Annotated in this window: 19 protein-coding genes and 1 pseudogene; 11 read left to right on the top strand and 9 right to left on the bottom strand. The window is 54.3% G+C overall.

All coding sequences use genetic code 11. The features are described 5' to 3' along the window. The gene (locus Pla52o_RS07440) at nt 1–852 is read left to right on the top strand and encodes a hypothetical protein (protein ID WP_146593952.1); all 852 of its coding nucleotides are present in this window, start codon (nt 1–3) and stop codon (nt 850–852) included. A 205-nt stretch (nt 853–1,057) separates the two neighbouring features. On the opposite strand, the gene Pla52o_RS07445 is transcribed toward Pla52o_RS07440, so the two are convergent. After that, on the bottom strand, nt 1,058–1,462 hold the full coding sequence (locus Pla52o_RS07445) for a MerR family transcriptional regulator (protein ID WP_146593953.1): 405 nt from the start codon (nt 1,460–1,462) through the stop codon (nt 1,058–1,060). Nucleotides 1,463–1,574: 112 nt separating this feature from the next. On the opposite strand from Pla52o_RS07445, the pseudogene Pla52o_RS27355 reads away from it, so the two are divergent. Then, nucleotides 1,575–1,844, top strand: a pseudogene (locus Pla52o_RS27355) (hypothetical protein); the annotation flags it as partial. Nucleotides 1,845–2,090: 246 nt separating this feature from the next. Further along, on the top strand, nt 2,091–2,780 hold the full coding sequence (locus Pla52o_RS27360; RefSeq protein WP_231612180.1) for a mercuric transporter MerT family protein: 690 nt from the start codon (nt 2,091–2,093) through the stop codon (nt 2,778–2,780). 70 nt (nt 2,781–2,850) lie between these two features. Here the strand turns inward: Pla52o_RS27360 and Pla52o_RS07455 are convergent, their stop codons facing one another. Then, nucleotides 2,851–3,927, bottom strand: a complete 1,077-nt coding sequence (locus tag Pla52o_RS07455; protein ID WP_197169074.1) for a TVP38/TMEM64 family protein — start codon at nt 3,925–3,927, stop codon at nt 2,851–2,853. Between the two features lie 56 nt (nt 3,928–3,983). Continuing rightward, complete coding sequence (locus Pla52o_RS07460; protein WP_146593956.1) at nt 3,984–4,847, bottom strand: DUF547 domain-containing protein; 864 nt, start codon at nt 4,845–4,847, stop codon at nt 3,984–3,986. A gap of 1,012 nt (nt 4,848–5,859) precedes the next feature. Here Pla52o_RS07460 and Pla52o_RS07465 point away from each other — a divergent pair. From Pla52o_RS07465 to Pla52o_RS07495, 7 genes are all read left to right on the top strand, one after another. Beyond that, on the top strand, nt 5,860–7,035 hold the full coding sequence (locus tag Pla52o_RS07465) for a methyltransferase domain-containing protein (RefSeq protein WP_146593957.1): 1,176 nt from the start codon (nt 5,860–5,862) through the stop codon (nt 7,033–7,035). A gap of 84 nt (nt 7,036–7,119) precedes the next feature. Continuing rightward, nucleotides 7,120–8,187 carry an arsenosugar biosynthesis radical SAM (seleno)protein ArsS gene (arsS, locus tag Pla52o_RS07470; protein ID WP_146593958.1) on the top strand — a complete coding sequence of 356 codons (1,068 nt, stop codon included), beginning with the start codon at nt 7,120–7,122 and terminating at the stop codon, nt 8,185–8,187. After that, nucleotides 8,142–9,029, top strand: coding sequence for a phosphate ABC transporter substrate-binding protein (locus Pla52o_RS07475; RefSeq protein ID WP_146593959.1), 888 nt, complete (start codon nt 8,142–8,144; stop codon nt 9,027–9,029). Before arsS ends, Pla52o_RS07475 begins: the two co-directional genes overlap by 46 nt. Continuing rightward, nucleotides 9,010–9,876: a phosphate ABC transporter permease subunit PstC gene (pstC, locus tag Pla52o_RS07480; protein WP_197169076.1), complete on the top strand. Its 867-nt coding sequence runs from the start codon at nt 9,010–9,012 to the stop codon at nt 9,874–9,876. The genes Pla52o_RS07475 and pstC overlap by 20 nt, the downstream gene beginning before the upstream one ends. Beyond that, nucleotides 9,869–10,747, top strand: coding sequence for a phosphate ABC transporter permease PstA (pstA, locus tag Pla52o_RS07485; protein WP_146593961.1), 879 nt, complete (start codon nt 9,869–9,871; stop codon nt 10,745–10,747). The genes pstC and pstA overlap by 8 nt, the downstream gene beginning before the upstream one ends. Beyond that, nucleotides 10,744–11,622: a phosphate ABC transporter ATP-binding protein gene (locus Pla52o_RS07490; RefSeq protein ID WP_146593962.1), complete on the top strand. Its 879-nt coding sequence runs from the start codon at nt 10,744–10,746 to the stop codon at nt 11,620–11,622. The genes pstA and Pla52o_RS07490 overlap by 4 nt, the downstream gene beginning before the upstream one ends. Nucleotides 11,623–11,626: 4 nt before the next feature. Further along, a complete protein-coding gene (locus Pla52o_RS07495) occupies nt 11,627–13,006 on the top strand; it encodes a TIGR04283 family arsenosugar biosynthesis glycosyltransferase (RefSeq protein ID WP_231612158.1) in 1,380 nt (459 codons plus the stop codon). A 19-nt stretch (nt 13,007–13,025) separates the two neighbouring features. Here Pla52o_RS07495 and Pla52o_RS07500 read toward each other — a convergent pair whose 3' ends face one another. The 3 genes from Pla52o_RS07500 to Pla52o_RS07510 form a co-directional block, all read right to left on the bottom strand. Then, entirely contained in the window at nt 13,026–13,703 is a 678-nt protein-coding gene (locus Pla52o_RS07500) for a carboxymuconolactone decarboxylase family protein (protein WP_146593963.1), read from the bottom strand. A gap of 159 nt (nt 13,704–13,862) precedes the next feature. Beyond that, on the bottom strand, nt 13,863–14,864 hold the full coding sequence (locus Pla52o_RS07505; RefSeq protein WP_146593964.1) for a DUF3179 domain-containing protein: 1,002 nt from the start codon (nt 14,862–14,864) through the stop codon (nt 13,863–13,865). Nucleotides 14,865–15,231: 367 nt separating this feature from the next. Continuing rightward, nucleotides 15,232–15,648, bottom strand: a complete 417-nt coding sequence (locus tag Pla52o_RS07510; RefSeq protein WP_146593965.1) for a hypothetical protein — start codon at nt 15,646–15,648, stop codon at nt 15,232–15,234. Between the two features lie 221 nt (nt 15,649–15,869). Between Pla52o_RS07510 and Pla52o_RS07515 the strand changes: the two genes are divergently transcribed. After that, on the top strand, nt 15,870–16,544 hold the full coding sequence (locus tag Pla52o_RS07515) for a hypothetical protein (RefSeq protein WP_146593966.1): 675 nt from the start codon (nt 15,870–15,872) through the stop codon (nt 16,542–16,544). An 872-nt stretch (nt 16,545–17,416) separates the two neighbouring features. On the opposite strand, the gene Pla52o_RS07520 is transcribed toward Pla52o_RS07515, so the two are convergent. From Pla52o_RS07520 to Pla52o_RS07525, 3 genes are all read right to left on the bottom strand, one after another. Continuing rightward, nucleotides 17,417–17,779, bottom strand: a complete 363-nt coding sequence (locus Pla52o_RS07520; RefSeq protein WP_231612159.1) for a hypothetical protein — start codon at nt 17,777–17,779, stop codon at nt 17,417–17,419. A 420-nt stretch (nt 17,780–18,199) separates the two neighbouring features. Then, nucleotides 18,200–18,346 (bottom strand): hypothetical protein, encoded by a 147-nt coding sequence (locus Pla52o_RS26750; RefSeq protein WP_197169078.1) that lies wholly within the window; start codon nt 18,344–18,346, stop codon nt 18,200–18,202. A gap of 107 nt (nt 18,347–18,453) precedes the next feature. Then, nucleotides 18,454–19,773, bottom strand: coding sequence for a hypothetical protein (locus tag Pla52o_RS07525; protein ID WP_146593968.1), 1,320 nt, complete (start codon nt 19,771–19,773; stop codon nt 18,454–18,456). Nucleotides 19,774–20,452: the final 679 nt, after the last annotated feature.

The following is a 20,452-nucleotide window of genomic DNA, read 5'->3' on the forward strand; positions in this document are numbered from 1 at the left end:
ATGAAAACGAAACTGATGCTGGTTCTGACCAGCTGTATTCTGCTGACCGGATGTCACTCGATCGGTCGCAGAAGCCAATCAAACGCTTTGTCGTGCCGCGATGCTGCGACAGAAATTCAGGTTGAACGAGGTCGCCCCAACGCGGTCATCGACGGACTTGGATGGGTCGTCGGGACGCCGACGAAATTGGCACTCTGGGATCGTCGAGCTGACAATCATGACGTTTCTCCGCAAACGGAAACCGCACTTGTTCAATACATGGAACGAAACGGACTTGGCGGCAGTATGATTCGGATCAATCAATACGATCCGTGGGGCGAATGGGAGCGTCTGACCTCCAACAAACGGATCCATCCGAGTTGGCGCTACACGGTGGGCACGTACAACCATTTGAAGTACACGCTGCTGCCGGGACGAGTCTTCGGCGGTGATTGGTACAACCCGTTTACGGATTCCACGCACGTTTACTCTGACATCGCACCATTGGCGATTTCACGCGTTGCTTATGCAAAAGATATTCGGGCGCAGACACAACCGGGAACGTACGCGGCGACCCAAGAGCTACCATTCGTTAACATGGTCCACACGACCCGTGCAACCAACGATGCTCTCAAGTACGTCGCCCAATATGGAACCGCACAAGAACAAGCGGAAGCGAATCGGATCCTTTCACCAGACTATGGCAGCAGTTGGGGTGGTCAGATCGCTTCGTTTCTGCCCTTCGGTGCTCCCCTTGGTCGTCTCGCCGGAGCGGCTGTCGGTCATGGTGCCAATCGACTCAGTGGGCGCGGCGGCCCAGATAACTCGCGGGCGTTGAACGATACCAGTTGCGATACTGCTGACGTTGATTGAAATCGCAGCAATCTGAATGATTGATCCACCATCACGTTCGCGTCTCTTTCCCTGTACGAAAAAAAGCGTATCGCCATACAGCGTGCTTCGAGCCGGAACATTCGCAAAACTACAGCGTCGCGTCGGTGTGTTGGCTTAAGGAGCGACCACTTGGAGTCAGCGAGTGACTGGGAAATGGACTCCAGCTCCCCTGCTTATTCGCCCCCTAGCCGCGGTGCAATCCTGCAACCACGTGACAGCAGTCGCTCTTCTTTTGCCGTTCGCACTGCTGCAACGCCGACTTCAGCACACGTCGAACGTGGCGAAGGTCCTTTAATCGGCGATCCGTATCGATAAGTCGATCTTCAATCAGCCCGCGAACGCTTCCACAGGTCGGCGTCCCGCCAGAGCCATCTAGAAGCAGTGCCTTCACGTCGTCGAGCGTGAATCCGGTCGTTTGTGCCGCTCGGATGAATTTCAACTTTTTGAGTGATTCGTCACTATACAGCCGGTAATTCCCCTGGCTTCGTCCTTCGGGTTCGACGAGACCGACCCGTTCGTAGTATCGAATGGTCGACGTGGGAATCCCCGCTGATTTCGCTAGTTGGCTAATGGTGAATTGTCCGCTCATAACTCGTCTGTCGAAAGAAAACATGAAATGGACTTGACCTTACATCTGGGTGCAAGGTCGATAATAGAGGAAAGACAACCGTATTGCACGCGATGCGAAAAAAGGAATTCCGATGAGTAACCAAGTAACCACTCCGAATCGAGTCGAGTGTCCAGCCTGCGGTAAGAAGGCGAAGCGAGTTGCAACGGCTACGCTGCAAGCGTTGCTAAAAGACGAGTTCGCTGGCGAATTTGCGGCCGATGACCACTCCGGTTGTCGTTCCTCTGGTAGCAGCGATGGTGGCTGTTCATCGTTGACCAAGGACAGAGGCTGGCGGTTTTGCGATTCGCAGAATTGCGACGTCGTCTACTTCGCTGAAACTGATGACCGGGCGTTTACGAAGGACCAATTGCGCGTCGGTGTCGGGGTCAAGCAAACGACTGGAGAGCGGCGCTTGTGTTACTGCTTTGGTCATTCCGTCGCAAGCATCAAAGAAGAGCTTCGCTCGAAAGGCGTAAGCAACGCCACCGAAGACATTCGGGAAAAAATGACGAACCCTGGATGCCGATGCGAGACCGAGAACCCGTCCGGCTTGTGCTGTTTGGGGAGCGTCAGAAATGGAATCAAAACTGCTAAAGGAGAAATTGGAATGCATGCTACAGATACGATAACGACACCCGCGAAGCCAACCGGTAACAAAGGCGCGAAGATTGCCAAGGTTGGAACGCTCGTCTCGGCGATCATGGCTTCGGCGTGCTGTTGGTTGCCCTTGGTCTTGCTAGCCGTCGGTGTCTCTGGAGCGGGGATTGCAGCAACATTGGAAGCATACCGCCCACATTTCATGGTCATTACATTTAGCTTCCTTGCTGCAGCGTTCTATTACACGTATCGTCCCAAGAATGCGTACCGAGCCAAGAACACAAGCGATACCGCTGAAGGGCACGGTTGCTGTGCGAGGGAGTCACCCCGCAGTGAAGCATGCTGTCCGCCAACCACTGGCCGTTTCAACATGATGACCATGAATACAGTCATGCTGTGGGGCGTGACCGCCATGGCGGTTTTGTTCCTGTTTGTCCCAAGCTATGTCGGAGTGTTTTTCGGTGGTGACGCGACGGCGGTGACGGGCGAAATGAATCGGGCGGCTATCAAAGTCGGAGGCATGACGTGCGAAGGCTGCTCAGCCGTTGTTGCTAAGACAATTCGCACCGTGCCGGGCGTGTTGGCAGTCGAAATCAACTACGAAAAAGGGGAAGCCATCGTCGGCAGTGAAATCGGTTGCCCCATCCCAAAAGAGCAGATTCTCGTATCGCTCCAGGACGCTGGATACACTGGCCATTAACGACGCCGAATTGGCAAAATCGTCGTATCCTACTCATACTCGCGTGGCGTGGAGCCCGCTGCAATCCAGTTTACGGAGAGCGAGTTCGAACGGAACTGGGCTGCTCTCGCTCAGTCGCAACGACCGCAATCTGGTTGTTTGACGGAGATTGCATGCAACGGGGTGATTGCAGTAACAACGCCAGCACATTGTCGGTAAAATTGCCGATGTCGCAATCGAATTTTGTCGTATTTTCCCCTAAACGGTCTTCCCCTGTATCGCCATCGACTAGCCGCGAACCCAGCACTCCCCGAATCACAATCACTGGGTTGCGTTCATAGTCGGACCGCTGGGCAAGCGGGTTGTAGATTGCAGCGAGGGACGCGTTGTTTTTTCGAGTCACACAGACTGGCACGAACACAACCATCGCGATCACGGGCAACAACAGCCTGCACGCACGAATGGAATTTTGAACTACGGTTTCGACAACTCGTCCTGCTTTAAATTGCTTGGCCGATCGCGAGCGCACCGACCACAAACGCAGAAGCCAAGCAAAGACTCCCAGCAACAACAGGGGCCAAAGTATAGCCAGCATGTCCGTTCGCGATACTTGTCCCGCTTCAGGAACCATCGTTCCCACGCGAACGAGCAGATAAGTTGCAGGCAACATACCGGCCTGGCTAATCAGCCAGAATTGCTTGATTGACAATCGAGAACGTCCTGCCAGCACGTTGACGGCAAAGAACGGCATCACGGGTGTTAGGCGTAAGAGCAGCAGTTCCCATTTGCCTAGTCCTAGGTTCCCTTGCTCTGGGCAAATCGACTGGTTCTGATCGTTCCGATCGTGCGTTGCTTTGCAAAACATGTAACGGCGACTGGCCATGAAGGCGAATGTAGCACCGGTTGTGCTCGCGAAACTTGCGACGATCGTCCCTGGTCCAAGTCCGAACAAGGGACCGGCTAGAATCGTCAGCAGCACCGCACCGGGAATCGCGAGTCCAGCCATCGTGACATAGACGCAGCTATAAACCGCCAATCGGATCAACAGATGATATTCCGCTGCATTGGTAACGACCAGATGCAATGGGTCACGAGCGAACCAAGCAGTGGTGGCAATCACTACCCAAGCAGCGCGGATTGCATTGTCTTTCGTGCTGGTGCAAATCATCGAGGTCATCCATGACCGATTGAAGGAGACGGTAGCCTAGGCTACGTTTTCGTGCATCAACGGCGTGCCGTGCGAGCGGATGCCAGATCGTTCAAACCCCAGTCGTAATCGAGATAGGAGACTGAAACCGAGTTCGCAATTGCTGCATCGTAGGCTTCGCGTGATGGCAAATAGGGTGCAATGGTACGGAGCTGGGTCGCTTGGTCGCTTCCAAAATCTTCGCCAAACCAGTCAAGGATCGACGAGAGCTGGAACTTGCGACCTACGGGGTCGTATTGGAAGTTACCAGGGTTCGCAAAGAAGGCTTTTGTGTTGGTGGTTAGCTGAGCAACCAGCTTCTCGGCCGTGTAGGCTTCGGCCAACAATCGCGGACAACTGCGTGAGGCACAAACGATGGCGAAGTGAATTCGCGGTTCACCCATCTTTCGTAACACCTCATGTTCCATCTGGTTCAACGAGTACGGCTTTCCGCCAACCGTCAACAACAGGTCGTCCCAAATGTTGTAGCCAACCAGTTTCGCGGTGTGATTGCGAATACTGGTCGTGGGATACTCTCGGAGAATTCCATGAACCGTCATCGCGTTATAGGCGTTGATCCAAAAGGCAAGCTTGGCCGCCGGGCTCGCCTGAACGTTGGGGTTTGCTGACGAGAGGTGCCCCAAAAACGCTTCAAGAGCCTGTATGTCTGCGGCGGACTGTTTCCACCCCACGTAATTGACGTTTCCGTTTTCATCAACGTACCGCTTTAGCAAGGCATCCCAATTGCAAGGATCGATCTGGTCCATCGAAACTTGCTCGTTCACCGGTACGTTGGCACCCACGGTAACCTTTGGCCCGGCCCAACTCGGGTTGATCGAAAGCAGCGTGAGGGCACCAGTGGCCAACGTCATCTTGATGTAAGAGGCAAAGTTTCTTCTCATTGAGAGTCTCCGTTCGTTCATTGAGGTAATTGAAAAGAATGGCTTCCGTTAGGCCATTCGCTACTCAATGGCCATCGGAACGCGTGCTCCGCCTAAGAGTTGCATCCGCCGAATCACGTGTCAGTGAGACTCCTTACAATGTCCGGTGCAACAACACGCACTCCATTGCTAGCAGACATTTCACCGATTGAACTAGGATTGATCCGGAACCGGGGCCGTTGTGAATTCGTTCGCTGCGAACGGAACCCACTTGGGGTCTTGCCACAAAAGACGCGCCGCAGGGATCGCACGGTGCCGCAGTCTGAAATCCGTTGTCACCACGCGACACCATATTATTGAACGGCTCCAGTGCAGGGCACATCATCGATGTACGTACGATTGGGAGTCGTCGTTAGTTTTACGCCAACGGTTGGGCCTTGCTCTTTGAGTGACCGACCGTAACCCAAGTACCTAAACCGCCAACTGCAATGCTGTTTCCATGGGTGGTGCGAAATCACTTCGACTTCCGGGAGTGCTACCGGTTGAATCCCCGGCTTCCTTTTCGCAAGTCGGATGGAAAGCGAATTGTTGAGTTCAGCTTTCACTCGTGAACATCCAACACCATTTTTGGCACAGTTCTCTGCCCTGGCTGGCATTTGCCGAACGGTACGCCATCACACACACCGAGAGTCTTAAAACTCGTTTCGTCCGAAGTGTCAAGCAGCAGCAACTGCGTCAACCGCCTGTTTGTTGCTTAATGCAGACGTTTTGCATCACGCCCCACATTGTCACCCGAACGGACTGGCCGAAGGAACAAGAAGGGAAATCTTAGTCCAGGCTCATTGAAGCTGATTTTTCGTAGGGCAGGTGTTGCCTCGCTTTGTAAGGACGCAAAGTGACGACGAAAAAGTTATTTGGAATCTTGTAAGAATCGTGTAGGTCGAGCGTCTTCCTTTGCGAACTGCCTCGTGTTGGTATCCTGTAGCCTAGGATACGGATTATTACAAGTCGCATCCGAAGGGAAGTCGGTCCTATGAAAACAGCTCTGTTAGACGAGAAACAAGTCGCCGAGTCGTCGGTCTACCAGCGATACGCCGCTGCCGCCCAAGCAGTCGAACCCGCGCTTTGCTGCCCGGTCCAGTACTCAACCGACTTGTTGAAGGTGATCCCTCAAGAAATCATTGAACGGGATTATGGATGCGGCGATCCCACGCCCTACGTTCGCCAAGGCGAAACGGTGCTGGATCTGGGCAGCGGAGGTGGCAAGTTGTGTTACATCGCGGCCCAGGTCGTCGGTCCCGAAGGACGCGTGATTGGGGTCGATTGTAACCGTGAAATGCTGGGGCTCGCTCGCAAGCATGCACCCGCGGTGGCCGAGCAGCTCGGTTACGCAAACGTCGATTTTCGCTACGGTCTGATTCAGGATTTAGCTCTCGATCTGGATCAACTTGCAGCCGAGTTGTCAGCACATCCCGTGAACGATCCGGCTGGCTATCTCGAGCTCCGCCACACCGAGGAACGATTACGTCGCGAACAACCACTCGTCGCTGACGAATCGGTCGACTGCGTTTTGTCCAACTGTGTTCTGAATCTTGTCCGGCAACAAGATCGCCGACATTTGTTTGCTGAAATTTTCCGTGTCTTGCGTCGCGGAGGCCGCGCTGCAATTAGCGATATTGTCAGCGACGAAAGTGTCCCGCAGCGTCTGCAACAGGACCCGGAACTTTGGTCGGGCTGTATCACTGGCGCGTTTCGTGAAGATGAGTTTCTTGAAGCGTTCGAGGATGCGGGCTTTCACGGAATCGAAATCGTCAAGCGACAAAGCGAGCCTTGGAGGACGGTGGAGGGAATTGAGTTTCGCAGCGTGACAGTCGTTGCGCACAAGGGAAAGCAGGGTCCCTGTTTGGAACGCGGGCAAGCGGTGTCGTATCGCGGCCCATTTAAGAAAGTCCAGGATGATGATGGTCACACGTATTTCCGGGGCGAGCGGATGGTTGTTTGTGACAAGACGTTCAATCTGCTTCAGCAAGAACCGTACACGAACATGTTTGACGCGATTGAGCCGCGTGTCGTTGTGCCGTTGGAAGATGCGAAGCCGCTCGATTGCCGGCGCAGCACGCGACGTCATCCGCGTGAAACGAAGGGCCTCGAGTATCACGCGACCACCGAAGCGACGAATGGCTGCAGCGACGAAGGTTCGTGCTGTTAGACCGTAGCCTAGGCATCCAGCCTGGGTCTCATCCATGCATCCAATTGTCCCAGGCTGGAAGCCTGGGCTACGCAAGGAACCAACATGCAATTATCACTGCTAAGGCAAAAAAGCGAACTCACTAACGCAGCCATACAGCGAGAAATCCTCGAAGGCGACGCAAAGCCACGACAGCCCTACTTCCACGAGAAGCTGCGGTCGAGCGGCTTAGAGAATCTTCGTGCCGCTGGCATCGACGTCATGCAAATCAACGTGGGCAAGTTGTGTAATCAAACTTGCACCCATTGCCACGTGGACGCGGGGCCAGACCGTCGCGAGAGCATGTCGCGAGAAACGGCCGAGCAGATCATCGACGTGCTTGCGAACAACGACATTCCCACCCTAGATATTACGGGGGGCGCACCGGAGATGAATCCCCGTTTTCGTTGGATCGTCGAGCAGGCGCACAAGCTTGGTTGTCGAGTCATTGACCGCTGCAACCTAACGATCTTGATGGCCAATGGATTCAAGGATTTACCCGAGTTCCTAGCCAAGCATGATGTCGAGGTTGTCGCCTCTTTGCCGTGTTACATGGAAGAAAATTGTGATAGCCAGCGCGGCAACGGCGTTTTCAAACGTTCCATTGACGCACTCAAACGTTTGAACCAACTTGGCTACGGACACCCCGGTTTGGGGCGGAAACTGACGCTCGTTTACAATCCCACTGGAACCGCATTGCCGCCGTCGCAACACGAACTCGAAGCGACCTACCGTGACGAGCTGAAAACGCGATACGACATTGTCTTTTCGGAACTGCACACGATTACCAATCTTCCGCTCAGCCGGTTTCTCGATGAACTGCTCCAGGGCGACCAACTCGATGTGTACATGCAGAAGCTGATCGACAGCTTCAATCCGCGCACCGTCGATGGCGTCATGTGTCGCAGGATGATCTCGGTGGATTGGCAGGGATACCTGTTCGACTGCGATTTCAACCAGATGTTGAACATGGGATTGTCTGCGGACCTGCCACAGCATATTTCAGATTTCGATCCCTCGAGACTTAGCGACCGCATGATCCAAACCGGCCGGCATTGCTTTGGCTGCACCGCCGGATGCGGATCGGGATGCCAGGGAGCCACGGTAACGTTTGCGTCGAAGGAGGCATCGTGATTCCACGCCCACCTCTCCTGAGAACTACCACGCTTTTCGCCCTGACACTACTATGCTTCGTCTTCCTCGGTTGCTCGTCAAACGATGCTGATAAGAACAAGAAGCAAATTGTGCTGACAGGGTCGAGCACGGTTGCGCCATTGATCGGTGAGATCGCCAAACAATTTGAAGCTCAGCATCCCGGAGTGCGGGTCGATGTGCAAAGCGGCGGCTCTTCACGAGGCGTTGCCGACACACGCCGCGAACTTGCAGATATCGGAATGGTCTCGCGAGACCTGAAGACCGGTGAACAGGATCTAACAGCGTTCACGATCGCTCGAGACGGGATCTGTGTCATCGTGCATCGAGACAATCCCGTTACATCACTGACCGACGATCAGATTGTGGCTATCTATACAGACCGCATCAACAATTGGAAAGAAGTTGGCGGATCAGACGCTCCCATCACCGTCGTCAATAAAGCCGAAGGTCGATCCACGCTGGAATTATTCGTAAGCCATTTCAATTTGGACAACGCACAAATCAAAGCCGATGCCGTGATCGGTGACAACGAACAAGGAATCAAGACCGTTGCCGGTAACCCCAACGCCATTGGTTACGTTTCGGTTGGAACCGCTGAATACGATGCCACTCACGACGTCGCGATCAAACTGCTGCCATTGGCGGGCATTGCGGCGTCCATCGAAAACGTACGAGCCGGCACGTTTCCATTGTCGCGGCCGTTGAATCTGGTCGTGACAAGCGAGACCACCGGAATCGTGGAGGAGTTCATCGCGTTTGCTTGCTCACGCGATGTAAATGAGATCATCTTGGAGCAGTACTTTGTCCCGCTTTCCCAGTGATACCATTCTCGTTTGGCTGCTTCGCGGCTGCGGATTGCTGACGGGGGCGATCACCGTGCTAATTGTAGGCTTTCTGATTTGGGAATCGTCACCCGCGTTTCGCGATGTCGGTGTTCAGCGTTTTGCTTCCGACTCATCGTGGCATCCTTCGGCGGGACCGACGAAGGGACAATTCAATCTTGTTCCCATGATTGCGGCGACATCACTGGCAACTGCGGGCGCAGTTCTATTGGCCGCACCGCTTGGGATCGGCTCGGCGGTATTCGCCCATTTCTATGCACCACGACGATTAAGACGAGCGTACGGTAAAATGATCGAACTGCTCGCCGGGATTCCTTCGGTAGTGTATGGCCTGTGGGGGCTGGTGGTGCTCGTTCCACTCATTTCGCGATGGCATCCGCCGGGAACCAGCCTGTTGTCGGCGATCATCATCCTGACGATTATGATTCTACCGACGATCGCGTTGCTGGTCGGTGCCGCTTTTGACAACCTGCCGTCGGAGTACCTGCGAGCATCCGCGGCACTAGGGCTTTCACGCGGACGAACCGTCACTAGCGTCGTCTTTCCAGCGGTTCGGTCAGGATTGTTCACGGCGGTGCTACTGGGAACAGGCCGAGCGATCGGCGAGACGATGGCGGTATTGATGGTTGCTGGCAATGTCGTTCAAAACCCAACCCGCATTTTTCAACCCGTCCGAACGATTACAGCAAACATTGCATTGGAGATGGCTTACGCGATGGACGGCCATCGCTCGGCATTGTTCGTTTCGGGGCTGCTGTTGATGGCGATGGTCATCGTGCTCGCCGGATTCGCAGAATGGGTCAGTCGGGGGCGTATTCATGGCTAGTCATCCTCAAACCTATTCGCGTTCAGCCGTCAGCGTATTGTTTGATACACTGGCAACCTGTGTCGCATGGTCTATCGCAGCCTTGGTCAGTGGCATTTTTGTTTGGATATTGGCGGACATCGTCATCGCAGGTCTGCCGTCGATCTCTTGGAGTTTTTTAACCGAAACGCCTCGAAATGCGGGACGCGATGGAGGGATTTTTCCCATCATCATTTCAACGCTACTGATCCTGTTCGTGGCAATGCTCGTTTCGGTCCCGCTCGGTTTAGGAACCGCGATCTTACTGAGCGAATTGACACGGGCGGAAAGCACGTTTGGAATGCTGGTGCGCCGCAGTTTGGATGTTCTCGCAGGCGTGCCTTCGATCGTATTCGGGCTGTTTGGCAACGCATTTTTTTGTATCTATTTGGGACTCGGGTTTTCGATTTTATCAGGAGGGCTGACGCTATCGTGTATGGTGCTGCCGATCCTGATTCGAGCGACCGAGGAAGGTTTTCGCTCGGTTCCGAACGAATATCGCATGGGTGCGGCGGCGTTGGGGTTATCTCGAACTGCGACGCTTGTGCAACTGTTGTTGCCAGCCGCAGTACCCGGGATCGTCGTTGGATTGGTGCTGGGTATCGGCCGCGCATTAGCGGAGACCGCGGCACTGATTTTTACTAGCGGATACGTGGATCGTGTCCCCGGTTCGTTGTTCGATTCCGGGCGTTCCTTATCCGTTCACATTTTTGACTTATCGATGAATGTTGCTGGCGGTGATCGATATGCGTATGCCTCCGCATTGGTTCTCATTGCGATGTTGATCGTCATCAACGCGAGTGCGAGTTGGACTGCCAATCGTTGGTTGAGAAAAAGGATCGTGGTGACATGAAATCAGAAAACAGAGAACGCCCTGACCGCGGTGGCTGCGAACAGGCGAATTGTCCGGAACACAACGGGTTCACCCTCGGTCCCCTCGATACCGGACCACCATGCTGTATTCCCGAACCATTGATCGAAGTCGACGACCTTGCGGTTCACTACGGGAATGCTCGCGTCTTGAGCGGAATTTCGTTGACGATCAACCGCGGATGTGTGACCGCGTTGATTGGGCCATCGGGCTGCGGAAAGACAAGCTTCTTGAGTAGTTTGAATCGCATGACGGACATGATTCCTGGATGCCGTGTCGAGGGAAACATTACGATTGGCGGGCTCGACGTCCAAGCGACGAAGGATGTGATCTCGCTCCGCCGTCGTGTCGGAATGATCTTTCAAAAACCAAATCCCTTTCCTCTTTCGATTCGCAAAAATATCGAGATGCCTTTGAAGGAACACGGTTTTCGCCAGCGAAGTGAACGGACAGAAATCATCGAAAGCGTTCTCGAGGACGTCGGCTTGTGGGCAGAGGTGAAGGATCGACTTGATTCATCCGCGTTGTCTCTTTCGGGCGGCCAACAGCAACGGCTTTGCATCGCACGCGCTCTCGCTTTACGCCCCGAAGTTCTATTGATGGATGAACCATGTAGTGCTCTGGACCCGTTGGCTAGCAGTGTCGTTGAAGAGCTGCTGCAGAATTTCCGAGGACGGTACACCGTTGTCATCGTGACCCATAACTTGCAGCAAGCGCGGCGGGTCGCCGATTATGCCGCTTTCTTCTGGGCGACCGACGGTACGGGCACGTTGATCGAACACGGGACCGGCGCCTGTATATTCGACAAACCGCAACAACCGTTGACGGTAGCCTATGTCAATGGCAAGGCGGGGTAACGAAGTGACCGCGAATCAAATCGAGAAACTCACTGGCGACCCGTCGGGATCAACCACGTTTTCGGCGAAGCCTCATCGCGTGATCGTGTTTTCACGATATCCAACACCTGGCGTGACGAAGACCCGGATGATCCCCGCGCTCGGTGCCGAGCGCGCGGCACGCCTACAGCACTCATTGACGAGTTTGACGTTGGGGGTGGCGAGTGATTATCGCGCGGACCGTCCCTGCGATTTAGAAGTTCGGTTCGTAGGCGGCGATCCAACGTTGATGCGAGAAGCGTTTGGAACGGAAAAACGCTATCTCCTGCAACGAGGCGTAAGTTTGGGAGAGCGACTAGTCGACGCATTCGCTGTCGCGTTCAACGAGGGGGCAACACGAGTCGTCGTGATCGGATCAGACTGTCCCGAAATTTCTTCGACGATTCTCGACGAAGCAATCAACGCTTTATCACACGCCGATGTGGTCCTGGGGCCGGCAATCGACGGTGGTTACTACCTGATTGGGCTGAACACGAATCAGCCTCAACTCTTTCAAGGGATCGACTGGGGAAGCGGAAGCGTATTGCGAGATACCATTGCAAAGGCAAAGCACTCGCAATGCAAAGTTCATCGATTGCAAACGCTTTCGGATGTCGATTATCCCGAGGACTTGGTTACCTGTCGTCGTAATCCCGAGGCCTTCGGCAACGTGCTTCCCCTGACTCGGGATGGTGTCTTGTCGGTGATTGTACCGACACTGAATGAAGAACGCTGTATTGAACAGACGCTTAGCCGAATGGTCGGGATTCCGAATGTCGAAGTCGTTGTCGCGGACGGCGGCAGCGAGGATTCGACGATCGACATCGCGCGAAACATGGGTGCGACGATCGTCTCTGCTAAACCTGGGAGAGGGAGACAGATGAATGCGGGCGCGGCGATCGCGACTGGCGACGTGCTGCTATTTCTGCATGCTGACACCCAGGTGCCGGACTCGTTTCATCAGCATGTTCGGGCGACACTCCAGCATGGCGTGATCGCGGGCGCGTTCTCATTGCGGATCGACGGTGACGATTTTGGACTGAGATGGATTGAGAAAGGTGTGAATTTGAGGTCGCGTTTTCTTGGGCGACCTTACGGGGACCAGGGGTTGTTTGTGTCCGCAAGTTGTTTTTTCAAAATCGGCGGTTTTCCAAATTGGCCGTTAATGGAAGACGTCGAATTTGGCAGCCGCTTGCGGAAATACGGCAGCATCTCGCTGGCCGAAGCCGCCGTCACAACGTCCGCACGCCGGTGGTTGCGACTGGGGATTCCGAAGACCACACTCATCAACCAACTTTGCATCGCCGGATTTTGCTTGGGCATTCCATCGGAGACATTGCACCGCTGGTATCGGTCGCGGCGTTAAGTTTTCGCACGGCTCGACGCTACGCGTGTTTGCCAATTTCCCAACCGCTACCGCCAAGATGTTTTTGGGCGAAAGCGGCGGAGTCCGGTTCAAGGGTTGTTGCGAACGTGTCGTTCCATCGATTCAGGAATCCAAATAGCGCAATCGTCGCCCCAAGCTCAACAATCTGATTCTCGCTGTAGTGCAGTCGCAAAGTAGTGAAGTGGTCGCGGGTGACGGCACTGGGCGTACTGCCAGCCGCAAGTGCAAAACGTAACGCAGCGACTTCGGCAGCGTCGAAAAGATCGCTATTCTCGAAATCCCAAACCGCTTCTAGCTTTTCGATGGAGATTCCCAAGTGAAACGCTTCCCCGATCGTGTGCGCTTGGCAATATCGACAACCTGAAGCATTGCTACTCACATGCGCAACCAAACTCTTTAGTGACGCGGACAGACGATCTGCCGAGCGGAGATGACGAATCGACCAGATGATGTTCTTGAGATACAGCCGTACTCCTGTCCAAACCGGTAAGCCACGATCGCGTGGCGGCCCCAGAATGTTTGCAACCAGCATTGCAAAGCTGCCAAGCACTGCGGGCTGACGAGCCATCGTCAACATCGAGTTTGGAACAAACCCGAGTTGCTGGCGTGCCATGCGAAAAATCAGTTCACATTCACGAGCTTCGGCCTCAATCAACGGCGGTAGATGTGATGGCATGAATACTTAACTCCCACGATACATAGATACTGAAAACTATCGAAACGCAATCATGCCGATTTGAAAACACGGAATCTCGAAGTCACGAATTTTGAATGTCATCGAGCACCGGTATGCGATGTGAAAACGATTCTAAGTAGGAAGTGCAGGGGGGCAACGTCAGCGCCCCGTGATCTCGGTTTCAGGTCGAAACGCATACCAAGCGAACCAAAACGCATTCATCCACTGCACTCCAGCATCTGCCTCGACGACTCGAATCGTTTGATCGTTGGCGTCGAATGCAACGACGAACTTTTTGCTGCCAAGCGACTTCTCGATCTGCGTCGACTTCCCTGCAAATGCTGAAACGGGAATCGCCAGTGCGGCGGTATCATCCCAAACTCCGATCATGCGTTCCTTCTGTGGCAACGCATTGCTGATCGGTTTCGCTGGGAACATTAAATTGGGCTGTTGGAAGTAACCTGCATACGGGCTGGTTCTATAGTTTCTCCGGTGTCCGGTTTCGGATGAAATCACAGTGGTGTTTGGATGGCGAGCTTGCCATGCTGCCCATGTGGTGAGTTCCATTGGCAGAACGGTTAATTTTATTCTGGCGCCAGGTCCCGAAACCCCTTCTCCCTTTACCTGCGACCAGAGACTTTCCGTGTTGGATCCGTCGTACATCAATACGTTGCTGTTGTAGAGCAGTCCTGAGACACCAAACTCTCGTTCACCCAGAGGAGTCCGACGATCAAATACGACGGCCGAGTCACACAGCGGACAATAGGTCACGGCAATCGGTAATTGGCCGATTCGATCATTGATGATTTCGTGGTAGTTCAAAATGGCCAGCGGATAGGCACGTGATTCGCTACCCGACACGACGCCAACCACCCGGTCACTGGGGCCGAGGTAGGACGCTTCTGCAGGCGAAACCAACGTTGGATTTGTCAGCGCAGGAATGCCGTTTTTCGGAGGACCACCGGATTGAATCTCCCCAACCGGAATCGTTGCCTGGCTCAAGTCAAACCCAACACCGCCCGGTCCTGAAAACTGCACCAGTGGGACAATGGACTGCGCCTGGAGAATGCGTTGAACATGACGCGGGATCGACCACGAAACTGCAACCGCTAACGCACTAAACAGCAACACGCTGCGAACGTAACTGGACTGAATCCCCATTTCGGTCTACTCCCTTTCGAACAAACAAGGTACCTGAGTGAGCTGCCTGACGATGACGTAGGCTAGGCTACGTAGGAATGAGTGCCCGCAAAATCGGATGGATCGGCCCGCGCATCCTTTGCCACAAATCCAATGTCACTATCGCAGTGACGTGTTCGTTCGGCTGTGATGCAACTCACCGTTAGCAAAAGAATTCTCCGGCGAACAGTTCTAAACGCGATGCCAAGGTCATTGTGATTCTAATGACCGCGCCGCGTCGCCGTTGTGACCACCGGGACAACGAATGCAACTAACACTGCTGCCGCCCCCCTGACGCCAAGCATTCCGGCGACGGGTATGGATGCATCCAACAGGAAGCTTGCTTCGATTAGCGGTGACGGAATATTTGACGCCGTGGGCGACAGTGTCCGTTGCTACATGTCGGCGGAGATGCGTAGTGACGCGTTTGGTGGTATTGCGTCGGTGATTGGTACACGGGAGCGTAGCTCTGGTACGCCATCGACGACGAATAATTGAGTGTCGGGCTGGCCGGAATACCGCCACCACAATTGCCCGATGCGCATCCTGAGCCGATTCCGATCGGCGCCAATGGAACTGCGGCGGCCTGCTGTGGAGCATACGACTGCATGGGGGCGGGGGCTATGCGAGGCGCTGCAGCTGCAGGCATCGTTGGTGCAGTGTATCCGCCGCGGCGCGATCCGCTTTGTGCTTGGGCGTCACCGCAGACTGTACTGACCAAGAATACGAACACAACGCTTGCAAAGCACTTCTTAGCAAATTTCATCGAGGGAGTCTCTTCATCGAGTAGACGTGGGAAGCCAAAGCGTTCCCCATAAGTTGAACGAACAGCATTCTGGTCTGGCACGCCTATCTGCGTTGTGAGTGGCCTCACAGACGAAAAACTTTTCAGGCGAAACGAATTGTTGTAAGGAAAAGTCCCCATTTCCGTCTTCATTCTTAACTTAGAAAACCATTCCATTACTCGGATCCGCAAAGAGAGATACGATGAACCGCCTCCAATCCCAAACACGCCTGTCGATCACACGCCCCGTCGCGATGTTCGCGACTACACTTGTGCTCGGTTCGCTCCTCGCAACCGCCGCTCATGCTCAATCAGGCACACGAACCAAGTCATCAGCTAGCTCGCCGGCCGCTCATGCAGGTAGCAGCACGAAATCAAACGCCAGCACGGTGGGGTTACGAGGTTATTGCCCCGTCTGTGTCATTGAAATGAAAAAGTGGATTAAGGGCGATGCACAGTTCGCGGCACAGTACGATGGAAAGACGTATCTGTTTCCTAGCGAAGAACAGAAGCAGATGTTCGTGAATGACCCGAGCAAGTACACACCCATTCTTGGTGGCGACTGTATCGTCGCCTTGGTGGAGATGGGAAAACGAGTCCCCGGCAGTCTTCAATACGCGGCATTGCACGAAGACCATCTCTATCTCTTCTCGAATGAGCAAGCGAAAGGAATGTTTCAATCCAACAAAGAGAAATACGCTCATGCCGACATTGCACTTGGCGGCAAGTGCACGGTGTGTCGTGTCGAAATGAACAAGGATGTTGACGGCGTCTCCGAATTCACCAGCCTCTACAAAGGAATGCGATACCTATTCCCCGGCCAAGAACAACAGCAGATGTTCAATCAGAACCCGAGCAAGTACGAAGTCACGAAATAGGAGCTTGGTGAACATAAGGCTAAGTCAGGATCGTTGGATCCAACTTGGTCCGTACGGGGACGATGTGCATCGTTCCCCAGCACAGGCCAGTTTCGGCCCTGACCGCCTTGCCCGATGAATCCTCCGTCAAGGGCTTTCCCCTGAGCAAATGCGAAGCAATCCAGGACGATGCGAACATTTAAATTTATCGCAAAGATGGAGGAATGCCTCTCGGTACTGGTCCAATGTTATAACAGTAGCGGTTTGGCCCCCGAATTCGCAAACTCCGACGGGGTGAGACCACTGAGCCCACGGCGGGGACGATGGTGGTTTGCACTTCCCATAATTATAATGTGTCCACACTTCCGCCGCAGCCTTGGAGCTGACGGGGACGGAGCGTCTTTGGCGGGCACACGTGACTAGCGAGAGCGGACTGATCGTGGAAGCTAGGCGTGGCTTCACGGTTGCCACGACCGAACCCCATGCTGATCGCGCGGCCCGTCGACGTCCGTGCCTGGCTGGTCAGGCACTGCTAGCCCGCATGACGACCAAGCGTTAGGACCGCCCCGTTGGTTTTTTTCAGGCGTTTGTCGTTGATAACTCAGGCCGTTGGCCTCGGCTGACATAGCGCTGCCCCGTTGGCACGGAGATGTGACGGTCTGTTTTAGGCCCAACGGGCCGCCGTTAGGTCAGCCCATGGCAACGCCCTGGGATTGCGGGAGCCCCTGTCCAGCCAAGCCCCAACGGGGCGGTCCTAATCGCACGCGTATCGTTCGTCCCAATCGATACCGTGTCGGCGGCACAAGATACGGACGTCGGGGACAGGACGTCGGGGACAGTGCATGCGCTCCGCGTGGCCGTCGATTTGAGTGTCCAGCAAACAGGGCTGCTTCCTACCGGTCGCCATGCGCCGCTGGCAGAACCGGCTCTACTTGGCTTGTGTGCGGGATCGATTTACTTCGCTTGCGTTCCCATTTTCTAACCTCCCATTTTTTAACCTGCCATTTTTTAACCTGCCATTTTTTAACCTGCCATTTTTTAACCTGCCATTTTTTAACCTGCCATTTTTTAACCTGCCATTTTTTAACCTGCCATTTTCTAACCTCCCATTTTCTAACCTCCCATTTTCTAACCTCCCATTTTCTAACCTCCCATTTTCTAACCTCCCATTTTCTAACCTCCCATTTTTTAACCTCCCATTTTTTAACCTCCCATTTTTTAACCTCCCATTTTTTAACCTCCCTCCATCCTCGCAAGGCTTTGTCAAAAGGCTCACGATCTCGGTTGGACTGACGGCGTCTGTGGCAGAAAGGCAAGTCGTTGGCACAGCGTAGATACGGTGCTCCGGACGAGAAGGTTAGAAAATGAGAGGTGAAAAAATCGAGAATGGGTGTCGCCCACCAAAATTGACGTCGCGTGCCGTACTCGGTGGATGCCATCGTCGCTTGTTTTCTAGCCAACCTCCGGGACCACAACCTCCGATAGCGACGCCCAACTTTGGCCGCTCTGTCGGGTCCCTGCGCTGGATGGCATTCGTCGATTGTATTCGAGCCACAAAGCGGCACCGAATTCACAAAAGGTAGGGCGCGTGCAATGAGCTCTGTTCCCTCAATGCCAATTTGTCCGCTTGCGGGATTCTGCCCAGTCGTGAATCGACGGCAAAAGGAGCTGCAGCGTCAGGCCTTGCCTATGAGCCAATCGGTACTGAGCCAATCGGTACTGAGCCAATCGGTACCGGCCACCGTTTCATCGCCACAGGCGCCCCGGCGCAGCCACCGCTCGTCCACGACCCGAAATTCAAGCTGCGGCGGACTACTAGACATGAAGCCCGAAACGCGAACTTGGCCCCACGTCATGCGTTCCCCCAACATGCTTGTCGGGAGGGAACGAAATGCAGCAGGGCCGATTCCCGGTTACCGAGATCGCGTGACTAGTTCGTAACCCCAGCATCGGGCGTTTTGGAATGTGCATTTTGCGGGAAATCGAAGGTCAACACGAGGGGCTCGGATCCTGTGTTTTCGATTTCAACGCCACCGTTGGCAAGCGCGGCCTGCGTGATGAACCCGATCTCGGGATAGATCTCGCCGAGAATCATATCCTGGTGATATTGCACTTTAAGTTTTCCAACTCGGCCGCTTCCGCCGTTGGTGTGGAACAGCGCGGGAGTCTCCGGGCAAAAATGAGTCTTGCCGCCAGGCTGCACAGTCAGCCGCAGGATCGAGCACTTCTGATCGCCGAGGAAATCACCGTAAACAATCCACTTCGCATCGACACCGTCACCTGCAAATTCTTCGGCGGTGATCGCCGGACGCCTATTCTTCTGGACGAAATCGGGATCCTGATTGGCTGCGAAGTCGAACTTTTCGACCAGGTATTCCCAGTCTTCGTGACGATCTTTCGGATAGTCCTCTTCCCTGCATGCGTAAAACGCATCCGCTGCACCGATACGTCCGTCCAGCGTCAGGTCCTCGGCCAGGAAGTGCTCATCCATCGTGACATGCAATTCGTGCGTGCAAAGGTCTGTCGGCGAGTGCAGCACGCCGTTGGGCATCACGAAGCCGTTATCAATATGCATCATCGTATGCGGCGACAAATGCCTAACCCCGTTGTACTCGCCCTGTCCGAAACGCTTCATGCAGGCCAGGAACTCATCCTTGGTCACGAACGGGTACAGCCCCATTGCCGTGGTGTGGTAATGCGACGGACAGACTCCAGGATTGTCGAAAGAATTGATGTCGTACACTTCCCACTTGGACCAGTGAAGGTGATGCGGGATCGGGTTCAGGTTGTCGAATTTCTTGGATACAATCGGCCAAGTCGGCGTCCCAAAAAGTGATTTCGAAAACGCCGTTACCTTCTCACCCATGACCGCTTCTGGATTGGCAGAGATCAGATCCTGCAACGAGATGAACTGCCCGTTCGGAGTAAGAACGTGCGCTTCACCTTCACGAAACGGTGCTTTATTCGTGCGAGTATCGATGACACCCGTCACGATGGGCACGGTGCAGCACATCCAGAGTTCATCGAGCCCCGTCCCGTTCATGTAGTCGGGGTAATACGATTTTTCATCAAGGCGAAGCCGTTTACCCGGCGAACAAAATGTCCGGCCAGCGTAGCGGTGTGTTAGCTGCAACACCCCGTCGTTCTTATTAAGGCAGTCATCGAGAATCGAATCCGGTCCTCCGCCGGTTCCGTCGATCACATCTTGCTTGGGATACTCGTGCAGTTTGTCGGCGAGAATGGACACCATGGGTAATGAACCTCAATGAATCGAAAGAAGCGTGTCGGTTCCAAAAAATGATTTTTTGGAGGATGGGTGGGGAACTTCGTTTGCTAAAACGCAACGAGACTGACGAAGAATCGAATGGTCCGCGGTGATAGCAGAGGGGTGCAGTGTACAAAAAGTGGGCCGAAGGAATCAGGGGGCTGCCATGCGACGTTGTGTCCGGCTTAGGCAATGAATGACGCCAATCGCAGCCTCAAACGGATTCCCGTCACGCCCAAAATGGTAGTCCCCATAGGGCCGCGAGCAGGTCGTTTGCCCACGCCACGAAACAAAATGACCTTCCCCCGGCAGGAACAGCACGACCATTGAAAACGCGGGCGAAACCGATGTTTCCGAAGCGGTGGGTGCAGGCTTGGGTGCAGCAAATGACAGCGACGATTTGCTACGCGAGCTGATCAGAATCTGGGAACATGTTTCGCCCGAGATTCGACAAGCGATCCACACTATCGCACGGCAACACGTGGCAGCGAACATGACACGCTGAATCAAACTTTGCAGCTTTGTCAGACAGCGCAGTTTGTGACGGATACGCTCGCCTTCCCGAATAGGCAGCGACTTACTTGTTCTGAAATTGTCAAAATACTCGACTTCCAGTGGATGGAGGAGCGAATACGCAACTATTCGCAACGCATTTTTGTTTCTC

It is taken from the genome of Novipirellula galeiformis, from assembly GCF_007860095.1.
Lineage (GTDB): Bacteria > Planctomycetota > Planctomycetia > Pirellulales > Pirellulaceae > Novipirellula > Novipirellula galeiformis.